Here is a 24,231-nt window from a genome sequence, read left to right as displayed (position 1 = left end):
GAAACCAACATTGTCACCTGGTTCTGCTTCATCTAGCATCTCATGATGCATTTCAATCGATTTGACTTCACCGGTCTTGTTCGGCGGCATGAATGTGACTTTGTCACCAGGTTTCATGACTCCAGTCTCGACACGTCCTACTGGTACAGTACCGACACCCTTGATTGAGTACACATCGTTGATAGGTACTCGGAGGGGCAACTCGATTGGTTTCTCAGGTAACTGTACTTGATCAAGTGCCTCAAGCAAAGACGGTCCGTCATACCAAGGTGTAAGGTCGGGTGTGTTCTCCTTGAGGTTACATGCTGACAAAGCGGAAGTAGGAATGAATTCAACATCCTCAGGCTTGTATCCGATGCCTTTCAGGAAGCCACCCACTTCTTCTTTAACCTCATTGAACCGGTCCTCACTATAGTCGACAGTCTCATCATCCATTTTGTTAACACATACGATGATGTTAGGCACACCCAATGTCATTGCAAGGTAGGCATGCTCTTTGGTCTGTCCACCTGGACCAATACCGGCTTCGAACTCACCACGTTTCGCAGACACAACGAGTAGAGCGAGGTCTGCTTGTGATGCACCAGTAATCATGTTCTTGATGAAGTCCTTGTGACCAGGAGCATCAATAATCGTGTAGTATAGTCCTCCCGGAGTCTCGAACTTGAAGAAAGCGATATCGATGGTTAAACCACGTTCGCGCTCTTCTTTCAGGCGGTCCAGCGCAAAGGCCCATGCCCAGCTAGGCCGCCCAAGTTCCTCCGCTTCTTTCTTGTGCGCCTGGAATGTACGCTCATCAACAGCGCCTGTTTCATATAATAGCCTCCCAACCATGGTTGATTTGCCGTGGTCTACGTGCCCGATAACAACCATATTGAGATGCTCACTTTTCTTAGGCAAGGCATAATCTCTCCTATTATTCTTGTTTGGTAGCCCTTCCTCATGGAAGGACTGGCTTTTTGAGTCCTGCCGTGCTCACCTTTTAATAATTGCGATTCATCCCAAGAGAGTACGGCGAAGCTTTATTGAGGAAATTAAAGGTCAGTTACTAAGTGTTATGGCCTCCGATACTTCCAAAGATACCCGAAATAATCCTACAGGAGGAGTATAGGGTCTAGAATACCGGATGGTATTGAGCAAGGAGAGAGGATTATGGGGTCTTTTCGGAAGCAGTCCTATTTCTTTTGGTGAAAGCCTGTGCTAGTATGACACCCACAACAGTAAGTGCGCCACCGAAAAGTGTAAGCAATGTTACGGATTCAGCAAGCAGAAGGACGGACAGAAGGACACCCCATACTGCAACCATATTTAACCCAATTTGGATGGTGGAGGCGTCTATATGTCTGTGAGCTTCATAGTAGAGGGCGAAGCTAACGGCAGTGTTCACAATGCCTATCCAGAGCATAAGAAGCCAGTTTCCTAATGACACAGTAAGCAGAATAGCAAGGTCTTCTGTGATTATTGCGGATAGCCAGAGAAAAGGAATCGAGAATAAAATGCTAACAAATGTGAAATGCAGAGAATGAAGGGTCTTAACCGCCATTTTTCCAAAAATACCATTGAGGGCGAAGAAAAATGTAGAACCAAGAACGAGCAAATCTCCAAGTACACGATTCGGCAATATTGCTGATTCAACTGAAGCCCCTCCTAGGACAATAAAGGATGCACCAACAATTGCAAGGATCATGCCTGTGATTTTCCATCGGCCCATCGATTCGTTAAGAAGGGGGACTGCTAGGACTGCTGATGATAACGGGGCGAAATTGATTAGAAGTACAGTGTCACTGGCCGTAGTATAGCCCAATCCTATGTATTGAAGTGCCTGTGAAACGAAAGGGCCGCTTATGCCTGCCGCAAGAAGAATTCTCCAATTCTCTCGGATTATGTACTCATCGGGCTTGGTCTGAGCTAGAAGTCTTCCCAGCAAATAAAGCGGCGGACATGCAATGGTATAACGCAACGCCAGGAATACCATGGGTGTTAGTTCGGTATAGACGAACTTGGCAAATACGATAGACGAGCCCCAAGCGAGAGTAGTGAACAGGATGGCTAACCACGATTTCGTATGTTGATCCATGTCTCCACTCTCATTTGCAGAAACAAAGACCGCTAGTTAAAGAGCATTTGCTTTAGCCTAGTGTCGTAAACCGAAAGGAACGAGACATTACCGAGCAGATCGGGCTACGCGCTCCCGCTCTTCCTTACGGGAAATAGCATAGCTTCTCGTATCATTATTATAGGCAGCCAGAAGCTCGTCGACGATGCATTCTTCAAGTGATTTCGGATTCTTGTGAGCAGCTCGAACAGAACCTACTGCCAAATACCTCAAAGCCAAATCGATTCTTCGTTGAGGAGCAACATCAACGGAACGCGGATAAGCCATGCCACCATATGAAATGCGAGTAGTTTCTTCAGCTGGTGCTGCGTTCTCTATTGCAGTTACAAGAACTTGTATTGGATTCTTGCCTGTCTTGAAATTAATCATATTGAACGCCCGTCGAACGGCGTATATCATCCTCGCCTTCTTACCGGCCCAGCGTCCTGTCCTCGTTTTCTTCGCTTTCCGCTTGCCTGCATTCATCAATTTGTTGATGTAACGTTCAACAATGGGAACATCTGATTTATGGAATCTCTTGCCAGCATGTCGTCCTGCTGAGTGAGGAATCAAAACAGGTTTCAAAGAGATGTATCTTCTCAAACCAATATCGCCAACTTGAACCCTCGTGGAATCCCATTTGCCGAAAAGCAGAAGCCTTGGTGCTGTGTGTGTTTCCTGTTCTTCAGTTTCAGTTGTTGCTTCTTCTGACATTTTTCTTCCTCTACCGAATTGGTTTCTCAGCTTTACCGTAGATTAATGATTCTAAGGCTACACCATTGACCTTCACGACTTTCCACCGTACTCCAGGCAAGTCACCCATAGCACCGCCCATTGCCCCACCTATTCCTTCTACTAGCACCATATCATGCTCATCGATGTACTTCAGTCCACCGTCGCCAGGAATAAAAGCAGTAATTTGTTTCCCATTCTTGGAAAGCTGAATCCTCACAGCCTTTCGAATAGCTGAGTTAGGTTGTTTGGATTCGATTCCCACTTTCTCAAGTACAATACCATTGGCTTGGGGTGCCCCTTCCAAGGGATCAGTCTTCTCTTTTAAATTGAGAAGCTTCCGTTTTACACTGGCTTTTTTCCAGCGGAATTTTTTGCGTTTCCTCTTCAGGTCTCTTGCTGCGAATTCACCCATTGGGCTTTTCTTTCCGGTCAAATCATAACATCTCCTAGTGCTAATGCTAAGACACCATTCATGGCGTTCTCTACGGTGGGTCAGAGCAAAGCCACTCCTAGAGGCTTAAAAGAATTATGACACGACAAAAGGTTTCTTGTAAGAAATGAGCACAAAAAAATAACTAATGAAAAACAGTCATACCATCAATCTATTACAACTTGATCCACATCAAAGTGGCGTTGTGCAAGAATGCGGGCTCGTGCTACATTGCGCCCTTGTTTGCCAATAGCAATACCACGGTCTTTATCATTAACTTTCACCGAAGCAACCTTGCGACCATTCTTCTGCTCTCTAATGTTTACTTCATCAACACGTGCTGGGGACAATGCATTCTTCACGAAGTCTTCCGGATTATCTGCATCCTCGACTATGTCGATTTCCTTGTCAAAGAGTTCAGCAGCTTTTTTCACGTGAGAACCTCGAGGACCGATTGCTTTACCCAAGTGTTTTCCACTCACAACAAAAATGAGACGGTCCTCTTCAGCAATCACATCAGTTGCGGGAGCGCCGGTAATTTGTTCGAATTTGGCAATAAGAGCCATATCATCCATGGATAGCTTTACTTTGCCCAAAAAATTCGCCCTCACGCCAATTCGAGGATGTTTGAATCACCTGGTTCAATGACCGCTATTGCGGCAACCATGAATGGTTTGCCTATAACTTCACCCAAATCCCAAGAGGTTCCTTCAAATCTCTTAGTAGAAACATTCCCCATTTTGGCATAGTAGTCGATATCTTCCAGTACATCAATTGGGGCGTTGGCAGCAACTACAACTAGTTTGGCCTCTCCCATCTTTATTGCACGGATTGATGACTTAGCACCAATACGACATTCGCCAGTATTCGCTGCACTAGCAATCGGCTGTTCTAGACTCACTATTACGACCTCTTTCTTTGATTGTAGGCTAGGCCTTTACAGGGAATGGCCAGATAGATGACCTGTTTTAATGTTTCCGACATGTATCTTCAACTCTTATCACTATGAATTCGATGCTTGAGGGTTCATCAGTAGATCAATTGAGCCGGTTCCAAGTGGTATAAGCTGACCCAAAATCACGTTCTCAGTGATACCATCAAGGGGATCTCTAGTACCAGCGATACCTGCACCAAGCAGATGCTTGATTGTGACTTCAAAAGCAGCTCTGGCGAGTGTGCTGTGTTTTTGTCCTGATATTCCATGGCGGCCAATTTGTTGAATCTCACCTGAATGGGTCATCATGTCAGCCACCAAGATGATATGGCGCACATCAACGTCCATACCCTGCTCGTCAAGAACTGCAAGTGCTTCTTTGATTATTCCGTTCCTCGTAGCTTCAATTCCGAGAACCTCAAGAATTTCTCGTAGGTGGTTTGTGTGGATTCGGTTCGGGTCTACACCTTCTATTTCCAATGCATCTTCAAGATTAGTGCCTTCGGTATACAAGACATATTCCCCACCGTCCTTTCGAATAACCACATGTGTTACATCATCAATACCCTTCACTCTAACCTCGCGTATCTTGTCACTAAGTCGCTGGAGATCGGCGAGCTCATCACTAGTAGGGTAAACAAAAATGGTGTTTTTGCCAGTTTCAACTTCCCCCTTTCTCTTAATGTCATTGTCGATTGCTTCAGCCACTGCTTCCACAGTTAGGTCCTTGTCTTCCATGAGTTCGGGGTCAAGCCGTATATCAATAGCCTGTCTAAGTAGATCGATAGAAACGTTGCTAGCTACACTCTCTACGAGTACCATCTCAATGTTTTGTGCTATTTTCTTGGCCTCTGAACGATCAGCTGCAATAGATGGGTCCAAGTGAATGGTCATCGTGGGAGTGCTTGGATTTCTACGTGCGTCAACAATCTCGATAAGACGCGGAAGACCTTGGGTAACGCTCAATTCTGCAACACCGGCATAGTGAAAAGTACGCAGTGTCATCTGTGTGCCAGGCTCCCCTATACTTTGAGCAGCAACCGTTCCTACAGCTTCACCAGGTTCAACTATGGACCGTTCATAGGACTGAATTACATTATCGCAGATTTGATCAAATTCGTCTTCTGTTACATCTAACTTCTCAAACTTATTTTCAAGTTGATTGATAATCTTCGGCGGTAATCGCCGGTTATCTCTGATCTTTTGCATGCGCTTCTCCATATGCTCGGACATATTGCCTTCTGTCATCTACTTACTACCTCCCTTGTTCCATCCTACCCTTTCCTAACACCTTCTCCAGCTCAATATCTATGTTAACGCTTCTTCCGTGGTCCGATTTACTTGGATCGACACCATCATCACCAAATTTGAACTGGACGATTCTACCTGGGGCCGTTCTCACAGTACCATCAGTCTCAACTTTCAAGTCCTGAAGTGCCGTCATCAACCTGCGCTGCATGTATCCAGATGTTGAGGTACGAACTGCAGTATCTACAAGACCCTCTCTTCCTCCTGCAGCGTGGAACCAGTACTCAATAGGATCTAGGCCCCGTTTATAGCTCGATGATACAAATCCTCGTGCACGCGCACCCAGATCTCCAGCCTTGAAATGAGGGAGTGTTCTGCCAACGTATCCTCGGCTGATTCGTTCACCACGAACGGCTTGTTGTCCTACGACCGCAGCCATCTGAGAAAGGTTCAATCGAGAACCTCTGGCTCCTGTCTGTGCCATGATTACAGCCGAGTTGTCCAACCCTAGATGTTGACCTGCTACTTCACCTGCGGAATCACGAGCTTCTGCAAGGGTTGCCATAATACGTTGTTCCAAGGTCTCAAGAACGGTTTGACCAGGATTGGCATCGAGCTCGCCGCGCTGATACGTTTCGATAAGTTGGTTGACCTTCTCGTTGGCTTCCTTCAAGATGACTCGAATCCGTCGGGAAGCTTCATCGGGAAGGGTTACGTCGTCAAGACCCATTGTGAAACCTCGATTAGTAATGAGGCGCACAAGAAGCCTACCTATGGAGTCGATGAATCTCCTCGCAGCTGTGGAACCTTCCTCTTTAACAATTCTGTGGAAGAGAGAATCAGGCTCACCAGCACCAAACGCTTTCTCATCAACAACACCGTATTCTAGGTTCCCATCGCGTACAACAACATATGCGTCAAACTCGCATTCCTCTGCCTTGCACACGTCACAATTCCGACATATGTTTGCTGTGAATGAAATGTTGATGCCTTCAGGAATAAACATGCTAAAGATTTGCTTTCCAGTCCATAGATTGACGGGTGACTTGATGGCAGGTTCTGGAATGTCAGCTTCGTAGCCAGAGGTTGCTAGCAGCTGATTAACTTGATTGCGAGTATAGAGACTCGATTTTCGAGTCAATAGAAATGCAGCAGATATGTAGTCCTGTAGAGCACCGATAATGGGTCCTCCGTATCGTGGAGAGAGTATCTGTTCTTGTACTCTCATTAGAACCCTAGCTTCTGCTCGAGCCTCTTCAGACTGAGGCACATGAAGGTTCATCTCATCACCATCGAAGTCCGCGTTGTAAGGGGGACACACAAAAAGTGACAGTCGGAATGTTCGGTAAGGCACTACCCGTACTTCGTGCGCCATTATTGACATTCTGTGTAGAGATGGTTGCCGATTGAAAAGAACAATGTCGCCATCGCCTAGATGCCTCTCGATTACGAAACCAGGTTCTATTGTATCAGCAATTATGGTTCGATCCTTGACAAAACGCAAGTCAACCCTACGCCCATCAGATCTAATGAGATAATTTGCACCTGGATGCCTGTCCGGTCCTCGAATAACGAGCTCCTTCATGTCTTCAAGATTCCAATCCGTTACCCTCTGAGGTATTGTGAGGATTTTTGCAACTTGTTCAGGGACTCCAACCTCATTCATACTGAGATTCGGATCGGGGGAGATTACCGTCCGTGCGGAAAAATCTACTCGTTTCCCTGATAGGTTCGATCTGAATCGACCTTCCTTGCCCTTTAGTCTCTGAGAGAGAGTTCTAAGCGCTCTTCCGGACCGATGTCGAGCAGGAGGAATTCCGCTTACACTATTATCGAAGTAGGTTGTCACATGATACTGTAGAAGCTCCCACAAATCTTCAACGATGAGTTGTGGCGCGCCTGCATCGAGATTCTCTCTTAGCCGCTGATTGATTCTAATTATGTCGATGAGTTTATGGCTCAGATCATCCTCGCTGCGCACACCAGATTCAAGGGTGATTGACGGTCTTACTGTAACAGGAGGAACAGGCAGAACGGTCAAAATTGCCCATTCAAGTCGGGCAGCTTCAGGGTCGATACCCATCAGACGATAATCGTCATCAGGTATGTTTTCCAGAATAGCGCGAATATCAATAGGTGTAAGTCTAACTGAACCTTGTTCGGTAACTTCGTAAATGGAAGTGGGTTTCTCCAATTTGAGCTTGTGCTGATCCGCTGCGCAATGTGGGCATACTTTACCCTTCTTGAGCTTGTTTCCACGCTTAAGAGCGTCCTTGATTAAGTCTTCATAGCGCTGGCTTGTCTTAGGAAACTTCTTGATTTCACGTTTGAAATAATCAATCTCATCAGGGGTAAGAAGAATCCTATTGCATTCACCACACGTTGCACGGAGTACTTTGTAGATTTTCTTTGCATATCCTTCGTGCATAACTGGTCTTGCAAGTTCAATATGACCAAAATGGCCAGGACAGTTACCAACCCGGTTCCCACACGTTCGACACCGTTGTCCCGGATCAATTACACCAAGTCTTTGATCCATGATTCCAGATTCGATTGGATAGCCGTCTTCGTCATAGGTATCGGCCACCACAATCTGAGCAACTGACATCTTACGGATATCTTCTGGGCTAAGCAGCCCGAATTCGATTGCGTCGATTTTCTTGGTTGGTGTTTGATTGAAAGACATCTAGATCAACTCCTTTAGTCTAAGTCGGGGTGCAAGCCCTAGCGACATCATTTCTTGACAAAGCAATTTGAAAGCATATGATACAACAACTCTACTTACCTTTGCATCCGAACCGCAAATCGGGCAGTAGTAGCTATCACGATTACGGTCATACACTCCAATGAGGCCGCATTCTTCACAGACAAGCATCGTGCTCCTGTCCGATTCCTCGAGGAGGCGACCTTTCAGAAGCATTGCAGCACCATGTCCGATAAGCACGTCTCGTTCCATCTCTCCAAAACGAAGACCTCCTTCGCGGGCACGACCTTCCGTTGGTTGCCTAGTGAGAATCTGTACAGGACCTCTTGCACGAGCGTGGATTTTGTCCGCAACCATGTGATGGAGTTTCTGATAATAGATTACTCCGAGGAAAATGTCGGTTTTGAGTTTCTCACCGGTTACTCCGGAGTACATGGTCTCACGGCCATTATGCTGGAATCCATGTTCTTTGAGCGTTTCAAATAGCTCTTCCTCTGTCACTCCGCAGAAGGGAGTAGCATCTTTCTGTCGACCTTCGACTGAAGACGCTTTTCCAGCAATCATTTCGAGGATTTGTCCAATGGTCATCCTTGAAGGGATGGCATGAGGATTAAGAACCATATCAGGAACAATGCCTTGTTCTGTGAAAGGCAAATCCTCTTGGGGCGCCAAGTATCCAAGAACTCCTTTCTGGCCATGACGGGAAGCATATTTGTCACCAAGCTCTGGTACCCTCAGATCCCGTACCTTGACCTTCACAAGACGATTTCCATCAATTGTCTCAGTTAGAATTACGTTGTCTACGACTCCTGACTCACCATGTCTTACGGCAACAGAGGTTTCACGTCTATTTGGTGAAGTAATCTCGAACTCTGAGTATTCTTCAAGGAATCGTGGAGGTGAAGTTCGTCCAATAAGAACATCACCACCTTGGACTTCAACTTCTGTTTCAATAATACCATCTTCACCGAGATTGCGATAAGCTTCAGATGCGCGGTATCCACGCACGCTTCTCTCAGGTATTTCAAATCGATCTTCTTGACCGCCAGGATATTTCCGTTCCTCGCTATCGTATACCCGACAGAATGTGCTTCTGCTCAAACCTCTGTCAATTGAGGCCTTGTTCATAATCAAAGCGTCTTCGATATTATAGCCTTCAAATGACAGAATTGCCATGACCACGTTTTGACCTGCAGGTCGGTCTTCATAACCTATCGAATCCATAGCTCTTGTCGTGACCAATGGAATCTGTGGATAGTGGAAGAAATGAGACCGGGTATCAGCACGATGATTAAAATTGGACGAGGGAACACCTATTGATTGCTTGGCCATACCCGCCATGTATACGTTACGTGGAGACTGATTTCGTTCAGCGAAAGGTATCAAAGCTGCAGATATACCAAGGATAGTTGACGGTTCAATCTCCAAGTGGGTTGTATCAGGTCCAATATCATCAGGATACATTGCAATGAGGGCATTCTCTTCTTCCTCTGCATCCAAGAATTCTACGAGTCCGTTTCGCATCAAGTCTTGAAACTGCCATTCTCCATCCATTACCATTCTGAGATGTTCTTTGGTCAAACGACTCTTGCCATTCTCTACTACTATTAGTGGTCGTCTAACCCTGCCAGCATCACAGTTCACTTGAACTTCATGTGTGTTTTCATAATATGCGACGTTAGTTTCTGAGTCGATTTCGCCAGCTTGTCTCTTCTGGCGCATGGTTTTTGCTAGCACCTTAGGAGCAGCATGAACTCCAATAAGACGGCCATTCAGAAATACATCTGCCCATTTCTGCCCCCGTTTGCCCTTCAGGCTTTCAATTGGTTCAACATCAGCTTGAAGAAGTGCACGTTCGATTGGTTCTTCCTCAGTTCCTACCGAAATGTACGCCATCATCGCAATATTCTTGACAAGACCACAGTTAGGACCTTCGGGCGTCTCGTTTGGGCATATCTTCCCCCAATGGGTGGAATGAAGGTCTCGAGCCTCAAAATGAGGTTGTGATCTTGAAAGCGGTGAAACCACTCTGCGCAGGTGAGATAGGGAAGATATGTAGTTAGTACGATCGAGTAGTTGTGAAACTCCAGCCTTTCCCCCAACCCAATTCCCGGTAGCAAGAGCGTGCTTAAGACGCTGTGTAATAACATCCGCTCTAACCGCCGTTCTTATATTGGGTTTTCTACCGCGTGTGGCAGTTCGTTCCAGCTGATACTTTATGTCACGATTCAGAGAGTACAGTGCAACCCTGAAGAGTGACATCAGAAGGTCACCAGAGAGTTTTAGTCGCTTGTTAGCGTAATGATCTTTGTCATCAGCCTCACGCTTACCGAGGACAAGCTCTAGAAGACGCTCAATCATCTGTCCAAGATAGTAAGCCTTCTGAAGACGATTCTCGGGATCGGTCCCAACGTGAGGAAGCAAATATCTGTCGAGAACCTTCTCCGCCCGCGAAAGGCGATATTCCTTTGTTTGACCGACTGCCACTCGCTTTCCAATATAGTCTAGTGCGTTGTCTTTAGTTGAAGCCTCTGGATCATCTCTATCAGCATTTATTGGTGCAGATTGTTCAATAGTAACAATAAGCTCATTCCGGATTTCATCATCATCAGAGATGACATCAACAATTTCTCTGTCAGATTCCAATCCGAGAGCCTTGAGCAGTATTGCCAATGGAATCTTACCTGGAACTGAGGGGAATGATGCTCTTAGTTCTCCGGTTCTTTTCCGTTCAATTGTTGCTGGAGCTCTAAAGCCCCGAGATGTCGAAAATACCTTAGCAACATGAGTATAACTGGAGCTCTTACTCGCCTCTTCAATTAGAATCCTATTGGGTGCAAGATCTTCCTGAGTAACCAATACCCGCTCAGAACCATTGATTATGAAATAGCCTCCAGGGTCCTTTGGATCTTCACCATGTTCGATAAGTTCCTCATCTGACATCCCGTGTAGCAGACATTTTTCACTTCGAAGCATGATTGGAAGATCGCCGACATAAATCCGGAGGGTTTCCATTCTAGTTGATACGGAGCCATCTTTCCTGACTGGTGTCATCTCGAGATACAACTTGGCCGCATAGGTCAAATCTCGGATTCTAGCCTCATTTGGATAAAGCGGATGCTCGCTTCCATCAGCTTCTCTAATTGAGGGTTCTTCTACAGTTATATCACCAAGTTCTACGTGATAGCCCTCAACCTTGGGTGTAATCTTCCCAATATCGTCGACCACTTTCTGCAACTCTTCGTTGACGAACCTGTTGAACGAGTCAAGATGTTGACCCACCAGGCCATAGTAATCGAAGAAAGCCTCAATAACCGGCCAGTAATTTCCACGTTCTTTTGCGTCTAATGCAGCCATATTATGACACCTTTCCGAGATGGACGGGGGTACTACTGCCAGAAATCAGACTCATGCTTCCCTTCGCATGGAACCCAGAAAATCCGAGCTCGTACATTCCCAGCAATAGACGCCCCGTTGATTGTTCAGCTCGATCAGAACGCAACCAACTCATACTACTGCGCATGCACGATGGCGGGCTCGGCGGGAGTTTCACATCTCTTGGAAACCAAGAGAGGCTTTGAACCCGCGACCCCTAGGTTAAAAGCCTATTGCGCTACCTGTCTGCGCCACGAGCCCGTGCATTGCAGTAGACCATGCGCAACACAAATGACTAGATAACGATGTGCACCATCATCTTGTCTTTGATGCGGCATATGGCCATGCATGAGTGGGAAGCAATCCTGCTTGAGCACCGAACGGGAATTATGTATGAATAAAAGATTTTCCTTAAGACAAGCTAATTTGGCATATCAGCTGCTCAAATGAGGGGCAATGTACTGAGAGAATGTATTATGTAGACAACAAAAAAGGATTATGCTGACGGTTTGACAACGACAACTTTAATAGAACTCTGCAAGTGGCCCCGTTGACTCGTCCAAGTATGGACAGGTTCAGTAGTGCCCCGGTAGTGTAGTCTGGCCATATCTATAGAAACAATCTATAGGTATCAGAATAGCATCCGAGACTGTCACTCTCGGGACTCGGGTTCAACTCCCGACCGGGGCGCCACATTCAATTTCTGCTGATAAGGCAAGGTTAAGATGTTCTCGTGTGATTATTGATGTTCCATGATTGACTGCATAAAGCTTCTTTTCGAACATAATATCAAGTGCAGAGAGCCACTTTTATCCTCCATAGAAAGAAATCTTTCTGAGCGTGACTTCACAAGAGACTTAGGAGTCGGGCATTCGTCAATCAGGAACATCGTGGTTCATCTTGTGAATAATGAGGGGTACTGGATTGATGAAGTCCTCAAAGGGAGAGGAAGGAGGCTTTATGATCCAGAGGAAGTAACAACCGTCACTGATGTGAGGGTTTTGTTTAAAGAGAGGGAAGAAAAGACAGAGGAATATCTTTCGAACCTGATAGAAACTGACTTACAGAATGTGGAGACCATTATTTGGAATGGTGTAACCAACAACTTTACAGTTGCTAAGGCATTATTACATGTAGCCACGCACGAAGTTCACCATCGTGGCCTGATAATAGGACTCATCAGAAAACTTGGTGGGCAACCACCGGATGTAAATATGCTCTAAATAGGTGAAAGGTTTGACAGAATTCCTGGATGCGTGCTACGAAGCGATTGCCAAACAGAAAGCTGCGATTGGAGATACCATCGATAATGTAGATACTTCAACAGCTTCCATCATATCGGGTAGTGAAACGGTTGTTCTCACAGGATGTGGAGACTCCTTGGCCGCAGCAGAATATGGCAAATGGGTATTCCTGAGCCAAGGTATCAATGCACTTGTTGTATCGCCACCAGAAGTCAAACGATTGTCTCTTGACGATGCATCTGCATTGATTGCCGTGTCTGCTTCAGGTCGAAGCCTCACAACTATAGATGCACTTCGCAAAGCTGGTGAGATGGGTGCTTCCACCATTCTTCTAACTGATAACCCGGAAGGAAGTGCAGCAGAACATGCTGAGACTGTCTGGGTGACGAAATCTCACGTTACATCTCATGATATCAGTCCCTCCTCACCGACTACAACTGCAATGGCGTACTTGTTGATTGTAGCACACAGCATTGAAGGCGAGCATGAAGATCTAGCTGAGGATCTTGAGATTCTCAAATCAAAAGGAGAACAGATTCTTGCATGGGCTGAAGAAGAGGGAAAGAAGATAGCACAGATTATTCGCCCAGAGAGTCGATTGTATCTCATATCGGAAGGACCAAACTACGTTGCTGCTCAAATTGGAATGTGTAAAGTAAACGAGTATTCACTTACATTTGCATCCACGATTCTCACCGAAGAATTTCGACATCATTATGTCTTGGCAGTCGAAGACGGGGATTCCGCAATCGTGATTTCCGATTCTGATACCAATATGACCCGGTACATGAAGGCGCTGAAAGATGCGCTTGGAATTCATGCGCACCACCTCAAAACAGATGATGAATTGGGTCTATCAACCTCACTTTCTCAAGTCATTCCCAACAGTATAGCTCTGCAAATGGCTGCATACTATGCTGTTTTGGAACACCAGCCAGATAAGAAGGGGTGGAAGAAACCTAACGTTTCAGCTTTCGAGATATACTAGGGGAATATGCATTGGACACTATGAAACAGCAGCTTATGAAAAGCGATAGGCCAGAATTGCGCGAAGGTATTGCAGAGTACATCAATGCGCACCCTGCTGAATTCCGAGAGTTGGTGGCTTCATTATTCGAAGCCTCAGGAAAAGAGAATTTGAAAAAACGAGTCATTGGTATCTGTGATTTGCTTGATAAGCCCCTTATGTGTGAAGCCATAGGTCAAGCAGTAAATGATGAAAACTCGGATATCAGGATTTCAGGACTGCGAGCTGTATACAGAACCCGGAGTGATGAATTCACACCGGATTGCCTTGAACTAGTCAGAGATGAGAACCAACCGTTTGAGGTCAGGAAATGGGCAACCCATATTCTAGCCAGTGAGGAGCCTGAAGAATACGGAAGGATTCTGCGGCAGATTGCACGAGATGCAAATGAGAAGACAGATCTTAGAAGAGAGGCGGTCCACGCCCTCACCAAATCCGATGATGATAAAACCGTTGGCTCGTTATGTGCAATTCTTGGAGACGCAAATGAAGATATGCGGAAATCAGCAGCATGGGCGCTTGGAAGAATAGGAAATGAAGAGTCCATCGATTGTCTACTAGCCGCCCTTGAAGACGAGTCAGAGGCAGTCAGGGATTGGAGTGTCCGCGCTTTGCGAGATATGGACTCTCCAAAGGCTATTCAAGGACTTATTGGTGCCATGAAGGAAGCTTCACCTGAAGAACAGGTTCGAATGATTCGTTTGATTGTAGAAAAACGATCAGAGATAATCCTCAGATCTATAGCTGAATTCTTGTCATCACCACATACAGAAGTCAGGCGTGTAGCAGCTTGGGCGATGGGCGTTTCACCATATCCACCAGCAGCAGCCAGCTTAGAACAGCTTTTGGATGATGAAGACCCTCACGTTCGGAAATACGCTCAGGCAGCTCTAAGACGCCTAGGAAAGATTGATGGCAGCGAATTCGAATCTTTGTTCTAGTACATATTAGAGCATGCCGCGATAAAGACCGCCATCAACCAATAGCGAAGCGCCGTGGATATAGCCGGCTACAGGACTCAAGAGAAAAGCGCAAACCCTTCCATATTCTTCAGGCGTGCCAATTCGACCAATTGGAATATTATCTTCAATGGCAGATTTGGAGCTCTCTTCGTCTGCCTCAAGCAATTCTTCGACACGTTGAGTGTAGATATAACCTGGACAAACTGCATTGACGCGCACCCCTTCTGAACCAATCTCGTCAGCCAGAGTTCGCATTAGTCCAATTACTGCTGAACGTATCGAATTCGACAAAAGGAGATTGTCTATGGGTTGCTTCACTGAGATTGAAGTGCTATAGAGAATTGAAGGTGAATCCGATTTTTCAAGGAGTGGAAGTGAAAAGCGGGTTAGCCAAACTGCACTCATCAGTGTCAGATCAAATGATGATTGCCATTGTTCGTCCGAAAGGTCAGAAAACTCGCCTGGCGGCGGACCACCCGCATTGACAAACACACCGTCAATCTTCTGGAAGTTGGAAGTAGCAACATCCAGAAATTTCTTGACATCTTCCTTTTCCGATACATCAGCAACAGTATAATCTGAACGATCACCGAGTTTCGCTACTGCGTTTTCTAACGTGCGCTCAGTTCGTCCGCAGATGAGTACATTCGCTCCTTCTTCAATCAGTGCTTTTGCCACACCAAATCCGAGGCCACGTGACGCAGCTGCAACCACGAAGTTTCTATCCTTGAGCCCGAGATTCATTAGTATATACACCTGTCAACTTGCGCCTGTACTTATTTCAGGGTCAGTCCTTGCACCAAGTTCCACTTCTAGATGTACGAAAGCGGCGCTTAGATGCTGAAAGTCTCTGGGGACGCTGAATCGTCCCAAACCCATTGAATTGAGTGCGCTTCTAACGTTCTTTGTACTCAGCTTGCCGTTGTTCTTTGAATCAAACGCGATCAGGACGCGTTCACTGTTATCTGCATCAGGAAGCTTGTAAACCGATTGACATCGGATACCGTTTTTCTCAAGTGCTCTTCGAATTTTACGCTCGATGTCTGCCATCCTTATTCTACACCATATCCTTGTTCCGTACTACAGATTATTAACACCTGTAATACCAGATTCATACGAGTATGACACTCATGTTCATTCGGTAGAAACCATATTTTGGTGCCATTCTCTTTATCCCTGAGAGTAATGCTTTAAAGCAGATTAGTAGGACTCCGAGTTGAGATGTGGGTCTCCAAGCTGATTAGATACAAACTGATTGGCTGAATCAAGCGGGACGTAGCTCAACCTGGCAGAGCAACGGACTGTAGTATTCGGTTCCGTTGGAATCGTTTCCAGATATCCGTCGGCTGCCGGTTCAAATCCGGCCGTCCCGACCACCACGCTCAATTTTTCGATGCTAAGAACTACTTTTGGTTGGGTCGAAATAAGGCACAACGGTCACAGAAGCAGATTTGTCGAAGCGCCAAGGCCGATCCAACGTAAGTCTCACAAAATACCAGCTTGTTATGAGTCTCGTTTTGAACGTAGGTGGAAAATCTCTTCGAGTGGGAATACTCCAATCGACCCATCGGCCCCACCGAATCTCTTCAGCCGGTATTTCTCGTTGGTTAATCACCCTTACCGTTCTTCTAGATCGGCTCCTCGCTTTCCGATTCTGACAATGAACGAGCTCGGCTCTAACACCACGAATCTCAATTCCGTCGTGTACCCTAAACTGGAAAGGTATTCCAGCTCCAAGGGGAACAGAAGTTTCGTCCAAGCGAAGGTCCAGCACGGGTTTTCCTTCGTGTTTGGCAGTCGCACTATTTGCAGCTGTTGTTGCTCTCGCCCCGGGCGAAAATACCCAGAACTCCTTCTGACTATCACAATCAAAAGCCCATGAAATTTCTGCCTTGGCTTCAATCCAGTATTTGATTTGAGCTCCAGTTCCTTTGTAAGTTGGGGGCAGTCCCATTGGGAGTGTAAAAGAGAAATTTATGGGTGTTTTGCCAGCCCCAAATCTGGTTACCGTATTGATATCCAGTTGATGCTCAACGAGTTTTGTGGATCCTCTATATGTGCGTCGGTCATCTCCGCTACCAACTGTAATACGGGTACGTTCGGAACCGCGAACAAATACGGTGAAATCCTCACACTCAAAGTATTCATCAGTTTGAACCGTAACAGTACCCTCTACTTGCTGACCAGCAAGGTAGGCATCTCTGTTCAGCTCGATATGCACTTCCCGCACTTTCTCTCACGGAGTAATGACTTGTAGTTCCCCTTTATGACAATTGCTGAGCGCGTTTGGAACTCGTACACTTCATAAGGAGAAGTTGTTTTGTAGAAGAGAATGAAGAGGAGGGAATGCAGCTGCCTAGAGCCCCTATAGAAGAGACGTTTCCAATTAATGAGGTGAACAAAATTGCAGAGAAGGAATCAACAGGATTCGGAAGGCGTCATTACAGGCCAGTTTATGTTATGCATAAGTGGTGGGCAAGAAGGTTGGGATCAGTCTTCAGGACAATTCTTTTGTATTCGCTTGCAGACGAACATATAGAGGGGTGGAATGGAGATAATCGAGAACTTTGGAGTCTGTATGCTTCAGATGTTGAAATTCGAAATAGAACAATCGTCGATCCCATGATGGGTGGGGGAACGACGATAGTAGAAGCATTGAGATTTGGGCATGCTAACCAGATTATTGGTGTTGATATCAATCCAGTAGCATGGTTTGTAGTCAAGAAGGAAATAGAGGATATAGATCCTGAACTGTTGAGAGAGGCGTTGCAGAAATTAGAACAAGAACTAGGAGATGAATTCAGGAGATACTATCGAACTGTGTGCCCAGAATGTGGGGGAGTAGCTAACGCAATTTACTACTTCCATGTGAAGGAAATAGACTGTGATAAATGTGGAACAAAAGTACCCCTTATGCGCAATTTCTTCCTCGCCAACTCACCAACTGACCAAGGAGATGTAGTTATCTGCCCCAAGTGCTGGAGCATGTACGAAACAGAAAATGCAGACCAAGAAAGCTCATGCCCTACATGTGAGACATTATTTGTCCCCAAGAGTCGGTCATTCGTATCTGGAAGAAAATATGAGTGTTCTAGCGAAGGGTGCACGGGTGGAAACGTAATAGATGTAATACAAAAACAAGGACGGCCTAGAGAGCGTCTTTACGCAGTAGAATTCTATTGCCCAGAATGCGACAAAAACCAGAATCCAAAACTCAAGAGGGGGAGAGGCTACAAATCAGTAGGTTCCTATGATGTAGATTTATTCCATAAAGCTGAACAAGAATTCAAACGGGAAAGAGATAGCTTGCCAATCCCGAGTACCAAGATTCCTTTGGGCGTAGAGACACAGAGAGCCTTGAAACACGGATACATTCGCTTTTCAGATATGTTCAACAAAAGGCAGCTTTTGAATCTAGGCAAGATATACAGATGGATACTTCAGATTAGAAACCAGAATCTGAAGGAGTTTCTTCTACTAGCGTTTTCTAACTGCCTGAAGTATAACAACTCTTTCTGTAAGTATAACGCAAGTAACGGTTTCATCACGGATATATTCAGGACGCACTCATTCTCACCTTCAATGACTCCAGTAGAGGCGAATTGCTATGACCCACCGAAGGGGCGTGGCTCATTTACCAACTTTGTACATCTCGTTATAGAGGGAAAGAAATACTGTCAGCGTCCTTTTGAGAGACTCGTAGAAAATGGGGAGTCTAGAAAAATAGAGCTGAAGAATCCAATTCTTGCAAGAACATGTTTCAACTATGATGACCTCGATGGTAATGCAAACACGTGTCTGTTATGCGAATCATCTCAAGATCTTGAAATCTCAAGCAAAACGGTAGATTTAGTGGCTACAGATCCTCCGTATTATGATAATGTCGCCTACTCTGAATTGTCAAATTTCTTCTATGCGTGGCTGAGAATGTCTCTAGCAGAAGAATATGAATATTTCAAACCTGATTTGGTTCCTTGGAAAGAAGAAATTGTCCAGAATCGGATACAACAAAAGAGTCAAGCAGAGTTCTTGGACGGAATCAGAAGCGTATTCGCTGAAGCCAATCGAATTTTGAAAGACGATGGGTTGCTCGTATTCACGTTCCATCACAAGGAGCTAGATGCATGGACAGCTCTAGTAACAGCAGTCTTAGATGCCGGATTCTTTGTTTCGCAATCTTGGCCAATCAGAAGTGAAATGCGAGCAAGCACCCATCTCCTCAATGTTAGCAATATCAAGTATGACGCAATCATCGTTTGTCGTAAAAGGAGAGGGCAAGTAGAACAAGCAGAGTGGAATGATATCAAGCAGAAGATTTCAAGAACTATCAGACATAGTATCGAAGAGTTAAATCGGCTTGGTAGCGACCCTGATACACCGGATATCTTCGTCTTGGCGTTGGGAAAGTGTTTTCAGCTTTATTCCAAGCACTATCCAAATGTGATGATGGGCGACAGAAAGGTAAGTGTTAGTGAAGCCCTAGAGTGGATTGTATCAGAAATGAAAACGGTAAGATAGTCAATATTGTTTTACCTTAGTAAAGGATGTAGGGGAACCAGACCTATCGAAAGAAGAATGCTAACAAATAGAAGGCCCATAGAAAGCACTAGGACTAGCCAATCTATTGTTCTCCATCTAGACTTTCGAATATAGGTTCGCTTTTTGCTATAGCCAAAACCTCTCCCATCCATGGACATAGTCAGGGAATTCGCCTTGGAGAGTGCAGATACGAGTAGAGGGTAGAAAGTCATCCTGATTGTTCGCAATAATTTGGAAGGGCTTCCAATTTTGGGAGAGAATCCGCGAGATTGCTGAGCCATGCGAACAGATTCTGTTTCAATATCAAAGAAGGGTACAAAACGTAGCGCAATGACCAGAGCGAAACTGTAGCGGTAGGAAAGACCCAAATCTGTGAGTGCATGAGCAAGAAGTGTGGGATCGGTCACTGCCACAAACAGCTTGCTTGAGAAAACAATCAACATGAATCTCAATGAAAACAATAACCCCCGTTCTAAGCCAAATGTTGTTACGGGAAAGTAGGGCCCAATTGTTCCAACAGAGGGAAAGAGGTGGAAGATAACCACTCCATTCTGTACTGCTATCAGCTGCACAACAAGTATGAATGCTGAAAATGTCAGTAGGAATCTGATTCTGGCGGTGGTAAGACCCACTGGTATTTGGCTAGTTTTGAAGGCAATAAGGACAGCAAGCAAAAGAGCAAGCAAAAAATACCACTTGGACAGAATAATGGCTGCTATGAGCATAAATGCAAGACTAAACAGCTTCACCGCCGGATTTAGTCTGTGCAGGAACGTATCCCGATTAATGTATCCCGTGCTTTTTTTCATCTATTTTTCCTCCTTGGGATATATTCCATCAGGCCCAGTTGCTCAAGGCGATTGAAAACCATCTTCGGGGGTCCATCTAGAAGAAGGTTCCCCTCTTGGAGGAAAAGCACTCTGTTACAGTATCTCTGAACAAATTGTGAATTATGTGTGATTATTAGGCATGTGCCCCCATGCCGGGCTTTGCTAAGAATCGTGCGAGTTACAAATTCCTGACCATCCGGGTCTTGTCCAACAAATGGCTCATCAAGGAGGAGTATTCGTGGTTCATGAGCTGTAACTGATGTGATGTTCAGTCTCCTTTTCTGTCCATGACTGAGAGTAAACGGATTTCGCTCCTTCATAGAGATTAGAGATGCTTCAGAAAGGAGAGTCCTTGCCTTTTCGAAGAACGATTGGCGATTAACAGGGAGGAAGTCCGCAATCAGAGTCTGTTCAGCCCACACCGTCTTTTCGAATATCTGATGGTTTGGATTTTGAAATACAAAACCAATCAGAGAGGCAATTTGAGAGGGGGTTAGTTCGGAAACTGGTTTTCCGTCCAGATATGATACCCCCGAATCGGGTTCCAAAAGGCCTGCAGCTAGAGATAGGAGTGTAGTTTTTCCTGAACCATTGTTACCCATTACAGCGATGATTTCCCCGGGATAGGAATCTAGAGAGATTCCATCAATTGCAAGCCTTGATCCATATGAAAAAGAAATATCCTCTATTGAAAGCATAGCAGTTTTGTGGATTTCTGCTGATTGGCGCGGTATTTTTGTGTCATGTTCCATTCTATGAGAATGATGTGTTTGGGTTTGGCCATCACGAATTTCCAGAATCCGATCAGCTTCATGTACAAAAGAGCCTATTTTGTGTTCGATGCATAGAATGCCGATATCTCTTTCTTTGAGATCTTCAATAATGGTTCGTAATTCTGAGACACCACAAGGATCTAGATTCGATGTTGGCTCGTCCAATATCAAATAGTCGGGGTTACACGCTAGGAGTGAAGCAATCACTACTCTTTGTTTTTCACCGCCAGATAATGCATTAGTCGAACGATTTCGAAGATGTTCGCAATTTACTGCCTCAAGAGAATCATCAATCCGAGTCAATATTTCGTTTTCGGGTATAGCAAAATTCTCTGGACCAAAAGCTACTTCATCCTGAACCTGTAAAGTTGCCAATTGGCCTTCTGTATCCTGTTGAACCATCGCGACTCTTCTCGAAATTTCTGGCATGCTCAAGCTGGATATGTCAACACCATCTATTTCGATCCTGCCTGTTAATTCTCCAGGAATTGAGTGGGGAATAAGGCCTGAAAGACACAAAGCTAGCGTTGATTTGCCTGATCCAGTAGGCCCTGTAAGTAGTACTAAGTTACCCTTAGGAATGGAAATATCAGCTGAACGAAGCACGTTGGCTGAATCTGTATACGAGAATTCAAGGCTTTCTGCTTCGAGCAAAGAGTGATTCAACCTCCTAGGTTACTAGAATTGTCGAGACCTTGTGCACCCAATATGAGCCTTCATACTCAGCTGCAATCAGCCAAAGACCTGAATCCTCTTCCTCAGTGAGTATTAATCTATCGTCAGAAAGAACAACGGATAAGCCAAATTCTACTGAATAACCGTCTTTTGCTTCTACTCTAACAGTACTTGCTCCAGTCGAAGGCTCGGCCTGCTCAATGAGTATGTTCAAAGGTACACCAGTGTAATTCTTCGGAGGGATGTATGTATATGCGCCTTGAAGCTCAGCCTCGATCGTAACTTCCTGCTGAATAAAATCGGAGGGATGATAGATGAATGGATTAGCAACATCCCCTGTTATTTCACAAGCATATGGATCCGCAAATGGTTTCGCAACAAATACAGTGTAGTATAATGCTCCAGTAGTAAGAAAGATGATGAAAAGGATTGCAGGGATGTTTCGATAGACAGGTGATTCTGGAAGGGATGGGGTTTCAACCGAAAAGCCGGTGATTCCTATGTCTTGTATGAAAAACATGGTCTGCCAAGCGAAATAGCCGGCAAAAATGGCTCCCGAGGAAAACGCTAGAGCTGTGATTGCAGCAAGGTAGATCCAGGGAGCACCAGAGAAATATACAATTTGGAACACAATAACATTGGAAGCGGAGGAAAGACCAGCAACAAACCACCAAACGATCTGGTTCCTTGCTCCCGCTTCTTGAGGGGAGCCACCCACTTCGGCTGCCAAGTCAATTACAATCCCTTGGACAAAGGAAACCAATACGATTACTACACCATGAGTACTACCTGTAAAAAGCTCGACTAGGCCTTTGAGAGTTCCTCCAAAGGTTCCAACGCCTCGTTTTGATGCTATAAGTCTCATTAGTACAAGCCAGAAAACGTGAAGACCGGCCATGAACTGGCCGGCACCAAAGGGTACACCAAGAGCTAGATTGACCAGATTACCCAAATAACCCACGAAAGTACTTAGGCTTCCGCCTAATGCACCTAAAATCGCAATTGTTGCTATTTCTCTCGTTCCTAAGAAGTGTTCTTCTGGTTCATGCATCATCTTGTATCACCTCTATTGAAGCAACATACTTGACCCATCTTGCTCCAGCTGAGAGATACACGTTGCAGCCCATACCCGGACAAGAAGTGGCAAGGCAATCATCATTGCTGTATTTTCCGTCAGGTGGAAGCATCGCAATACGCATACCCTCATCCCATTCGGGGATAGGAGTTCCATTGTAGAAATATGCTAGAATCATACTGCCTTGGAGTTCACTCCACGAACTATTAGGATATACATTGCTATACGAGTAATTCTGAGAATAGCCGTCAGAAGATTCTATGCGTAGAATGTCTCCAGGTGTCATATCGCCGACTAATTCGATAAGATTTGCGATGGTCGTGCCGGTATAGATTCCCTGTCCCCGCCAGTTCCCGAAGTTGTTCTGGAATGAGCTGTACTCTTCAATCTGGGGGAGAGACACAATATCCTGGAGAGACAGTTCAAGTGCGTCGTTATCGTTTTTTATCATGATTCTTTGAGGATTGGGTGCAGGAGTGGAAAGCTCAATCGGTTCCATTGAAACACTTGAACCTGATACGGTGACATTGATGAAATGATGAAACCCTCCATTTTGTGGATCAGCAACAAGTCGTGCTCCAGAACCTCCCGATATTACATAACGTGTTCCGTTTCTAACCGTGCTGTTGTAGAGATGGATATGCCCAGTAAAAACGGTCGATACATTGTTTTTCTTAACAATATCCATTAACCGATTTGCGCTTGTTTGGTTAGTCATACTATGGATACTACCTGGTCGAGGATCAAATGGGGGAACATGTGTGAAAACAAATTTCAGCGGCTTCTGTGAGGCGGAGAGATCCCGATCAAGCCAATTCAATTCGTCCGACGGAACTGTGTAATTTGACGAATTAACCACGGCAAAGTGACAGTTAGAATAGTCAAATGAATATGTAGATCTACCAAATATCTCTTCGTAAATCTCTCCACCATCAAGTCTGACATCATGGTTGCCTGCGGTTGTGAAAACAGGTATATTGATGTTTTGGAGAGCATGGTACACTTCTCCGTATTGATGCCTTTGCCCAAATGGTGTTAAATCACCGCAATGGAAGGCAAAGGCGGGGAGATTGCCTTCAACAATAGATGCAATCTCATTCAGACCGCCCTGATAGCCTTGGCTGTCACCAAAGACAAGGAAATTAAACTCAGATTTTGGGGGCATGGTGAGATATATACCAACTTCTTCTGATGCGGTACATACATCGATTTTTATTGAAGTTTCATTGAGCACATTGATTTCAAGATTGGATTGAGATTGAGGAATAATACGATCCGCGGCGATATTTGTAACTGTAGTTGAGTAACATCCGTGTCCCTCAGATTCGTTCCATACAAGATGAATGGAGACATTGACACTCTTTGCTCTTAGAGCAAGATTGTAATCGCCTTTTTCAAGGATATGTGCGCCTGAAACAGTCACATGGGGAGGGCTACGCTTAGGAAAAGAGGGGAAGAAAGTAATTACAAGTACGCCGGAAACAAGGCAAATGATAGCCGCACCGGCCAGAATGTATTTCCTTTGCAACAGTATCTAACCTCGACAGTCTTTCTATCATTGATATGTACGCGTATTCATATCAGT

The 24,231-nt window shown here is 45.2% G+C and carries 20 protein-coding genes and 3 tRNA genes; 6 read left to right on the top strand and 17 right to left on the bottom strand.

Translation table 11 applies throughout. The features are described from left to right. The 10 genes from tuf to GF309_13150 all read right to left on the bottom strand — a co-directional run. Positions 1-873: elongation factor 1-alpha (tuf, locus tag GF309_13195; GenBank protein ID MBD3159731.1), on the bottom strand; the 873-nt coding region annotated here is incomplete at its 3' end. Between the two features lie 277 nt (positions 874-1,150). Continuing rightward, entirely contained in the window at positions 1,151-2,077 is a 927-nt protein-coding gene (locus GF309_13190; GenBank protein ID MBD3159730.1) for an EamA family transporter, read from the bottom strand. An 87-nt stretch (positions 2,078-2,164) separates the two neighbouring features. Continuing rightward, the gene (locus GF309_13185; protein MBD3159729.1) at positions 2,165-2,809 is read right to left on the bottom strand and encodes a 30S ribosomal protein S7; all 645 of its coding nucleotides are present in this window, start codon (positions 2,807-2,809) and stop codon (positions 2,165-2,167) included. A 10-nt stretch (positions 2,810-2,819) separates the two neighbouring features. Continuing rightward, complete coding sequence (locus GF309_13180; protein ID MBD3159728.1) at positions 2,820-3,263, bottom strand: 30S ribosomal protein S12; 444 nt, start codon at positions 3,261-3,263, stop codon at positions 2,820-2,822. A 164-nt stretch (positions 3,264-3,427) separates the two neighbouring features. Beyond that, the gene (locus tag GF309_13175) at positions 3,428-3,835 is read right to left on the bottom strand and encodes a NusA-like transcription termination signal-binding factor (protein MBD3159727.1); all 408 of its coding nucleotides are present in this window, start codon (positions 3,833-3,835) and stop codon (positions 3,428-3,430) included. Positions 3,836-3,867: 32 nt separating this feature from the next. Next, positions 3,868-4,161: a 50S ribosomal protein L30e gene (locus tag GF309_13170; GenBank protein ID MBD3159726.1), complete on the bottom strand. Its 294-nt coding sequence runs from the start codon at positions 4,159-4,161 to the stop codon at positions 3,868-3,870. A gap of 102 nt (positions 4,162-4,263) precedes the next feature. Further along, the gene (rpoA2, locus tag GF309_13165) at positions 4,264-5,415 is read right to left on the bottom strand and encodes a DNA-directed RNA polymerase subunit A'' (protein ID MBD3159725.1); all 1,152 of its coding nucleotides are present in this window, start codon (positions 5,413-5,415) and stop codon (positions 4,264-4,266) included. A 34-nt stretch (positions 5,416-5,449) separates the two neighbouring features. Then, positions 5,450-8,128 (bottom strand): DNA-directed RNA polymerase subunit A', encoded by a 2,679-nt coding sequence (locus GF309_13160; GenBank protein MBD3159724.1) that lies wholly within the window; start codon positions 8,126-8,128, stop codon positions 5,450-5,452. Further along, complete coding sequence (locus GF309_13155) at positions 8,129-11,503, bottom strand: DNA-directed RNA polymerase subunit B (protein ID MBD3159723.1); 3,375 nt, start codon at positions 11,501-11,503, stop codon at positions 8,129-8,131. Positions 11,504-11,675: 172 nt separating this feature from the next. After that, positions 11,676-11,782: transfer RNA gene (locus tag GF309_13150), tRNA-Lys, on the bottom strand. 322 nt (positions 11,783-12,104) lie between these two features. Between GF309_13150 and GF309_13145 the strand changes: the two genes are divergently transcribed. The 4 genes from GF309_13145 (at position 12,105) to GF309_13130 (ending at position 14,733) form a co-directional block, all read left to right on the top strand. After that, a tRNA-Asp gene (locus tag GF309_13145) sits at positions 12,105-12,214 on the top strand. Between the two features lie 59 nt (positions 12,215-12,273). After that, positions 12,274-12,744 (top strand): DUF664 domain-containing protein, encoded by a 471-nt coding sequence (locus tag GF309_13140; protein ID MBD3159722.1) that lies wholly within the window; start codon positions 12,274-12,276, stop codon positions 12,742-12,744. Positions 12,745-12,748: 4 nt separating this feature from the next. Beyond that, positions 12,749-13,753, top strand: coding sequence for an SIS domain-containing protein (locus GF309_13135; GenBank protein ID MBD3159721.1), 1,005 nt, complete (start codon positions 12,749-12,751; stop codon positions 13,751-13,753). Positions 13,754-13,764: 11 nt separating this feature from the next. Next, complete coding sequence (locus tag GF309_13130) at positions 13,765-14,733, top strand: hypothetical protein (GenBank protein MBD3159720.1); 969 nt, start codon at positions 13,765-13,767, stop codon at positions 14,731-14,733. Between the two features lie 6 nt (positions 14,734-14,739). Here GF309_13130 and GF309_13125 read toward each other — a convergent pair whose 3' ends face one another. After that, a complete protein-coding gene (locus GF309_13125; protein MBD3159719.1) occupies positions 14,740-15,498 on the bottom strand; it encodes an SDR family oxidoreductase in 759 nt (252 codons plus the stop codon). Between the two features lie 15 nt (positions 15,499-15,513). Further along, entirely contained in the window at positions 15,514-15,804 is a 291-nt protein-coding gene (locus GF309_13120) for a hypothetical protein (protein ID MBD3159718.1), read from the bottom strand. 219 nt (positions 15,805-16,023) lie between these two features. Between GF309_13120 and GF309_13115 the strand changes: the two genes are divergently transcribed. After that, a tRNA-Tyr gene (locus GF309_13115) sits at positions 16,024-16,130 on the top strand. Between the two features lie 20 nt (positions 16,131-16,150). Here the strand turns inward: GF309_13115 and GF309_13110 are convergent. Then, entirely contained in the window at positions 16,151-16,984 is an 834-nt protein-coding gene (locus GF309_13110) for a hypothetical protein (protein MBD3159717.1), read from the bottom strand. Positions 16,985-17,100: 116 nt separating this feature from the next. On the opposite strand from GF309_13110, the gene GF309_13105 reads away from it, so the two are divergent. After that, entirely contained in the window at positions 17,101-19,272 is a 2,172-nt protein-coding gene (locus tag GF309_13105; GenBank protein MBD3159716.1) for a DUF1156 domain-containing protein, read from the top strand. Positions 19,273-19,283: 11 nt separating this feature from the next. Here GF309_13105 and GF309_13100 read toward each other — a convergent pair whose 3' ends face one another. Genes GF309_13100 through GF309_13085 form a run of 4 tightly spaced genes read right to left on the bottom strand, consistent with a single transcriptional unit; the run spans position 19,284 to position 24,174 of the window. Further along, positions 19,284-20,102, bottom strand: coding sequence for a hypothetical protein (locus tag GF309_13100; GenBank protein ID MBD3159715.1), 819 nt, complete (start codon positions 20,100-20,102; stop codon positions 19,284-19,286). Continuing rightward, the gene (locus GF309_13095) at positions 20,099-21,562 is read right to left on the bottom strand and encodes an ATP-binding cassette domain-containing protein (protein MBD3159714.1); all 1,464 of its coding nucleotides are present in this window, start codon (positions 21,560-21,562) and stop codon (positions 20,099-20,101) included. Before GF309_13095 ends, GF309_13100 begins: the two co-directional genes overlap by 4 nt. A gap of 4 nt (positions 21,563-21,566) precedes the next feature. Beyond that, positions 21,567-22,625: a hypothetical protein gene (locus tag GF309_13090; GenBank protein MBD3159713.1), complete on the bottom strand. Its 1,059-nt coding sequence runs from the start codon at positions 22,623-22,625 to the stop codon at positions 21,567-21,569. Then, entirely contained in the window at positions 22,615-24,174 is a 1,560-nt protein-coding gene (locus tag GF309_13085; protein MBD3159712.1) for a hypothetical protein, read from the bottom strand. Before GF309_13085 ends, GF309_13090 begins: the two co-directional genes overlap by 11 nt. Between the last annotated feature and the right edge of the window lie 57 nt (positions 24,175-24,231).

Source organism: Candidatus Lokiarchaeota archaeon, assembly GCA_014730275.1.
Classification (GTDB): domain Archaea; phylum Asgardarchaeota; class Thorarchaeia; order Thorarchaeales; family Thorarchaeaceae; genus WJIL01.
Note: the sequence above shows the minus strand (reverse complement) of the source record. Positions and strands in the feature narration are given on the sequence as shown.

Bases quoted from the DNA above. Each gene is read 5' to 3' on its own strand.
- GF309_13120 (MBD3159718.1), bottom strand. From the start codon at position 15,804: ATGGCAGACATCGAGCGTAAAATTCGAAGAGCACTTGAGAAAAACGGT.
- GF309_13155 (MBD3159723.1), bottom strand. From the start codon at position 11,503: ATGGCTGCATTAGACGCAAAAGAACGTGGAAATTACTGGCCGGTTATT.
- GF309_13100 (MBD3159715.1), bottom strand. From the start codon at position 20,102: ATGAAAAAAAGCACGGGATACATTAATCGGGATACGTTCCTGCACAGA.
- GF309_13185 (MBD3159729.1), bottom strand. From the start codon at position 2,809: ATGTCAGAAGAAGCAACAACTGAAACTGAAGAACAGGAAACACACACA.
- GF309_13090 (MBD3159713.1), bottom strand. From the start codon at position 22,625: ATGATGCATGAACCAGAAGAACACTTCTTAGGAACGAGAGAAATAGCA.
- GF309_13160 (MBD3159724.1), bottom strand. From the start codon at position 8,128: ATGTCTTTCAATCAAACACCAACCAAGAAAATCGACGCAATCGAATTC.
- GF309_13140 (MBD3159722.1), top strand. From the start codon at position 12,274: ATGATTGACTGCATAAAGCTTCTTTTCGAACATAATATCAAGTGCAGA.
- GF309_13175 (MBD3159727.1), bottom strand. From the start codon at position 3,835: ATGGATGATATGGCTCTTATTGCCAAATTCGAACAAATTACCGGCGCT.
- rpoA2 (MBD3159725.1), bottom strand. From the start codon at position 5,415: ATGGAGAAGCGCATGCAAAAGATCAGAGATAACCGGCGATTACCGCCG.
- GF309_13105 (MBD3159716.1), top strand. From the start codon at position 17,101: ATGCAGCTGCCTAGAGCCCCTATAGAAGAGACGTTTCCAATTAATGAG.
- GF309_13125 (MBD3159719.1), bottom strand. From the start codon at position 15,498: ATGAATCTCGGGCTCAAGGATAGAAACTTCGTGGTTGCAGCTGCGTCA.
- GF309_13190 (MBD3159730.1), bottom strand. From the start codon at position 2,077: ATGGATCAACATACGAAATCGTGGTTAGCCATCCTGTTCACTACTCTC.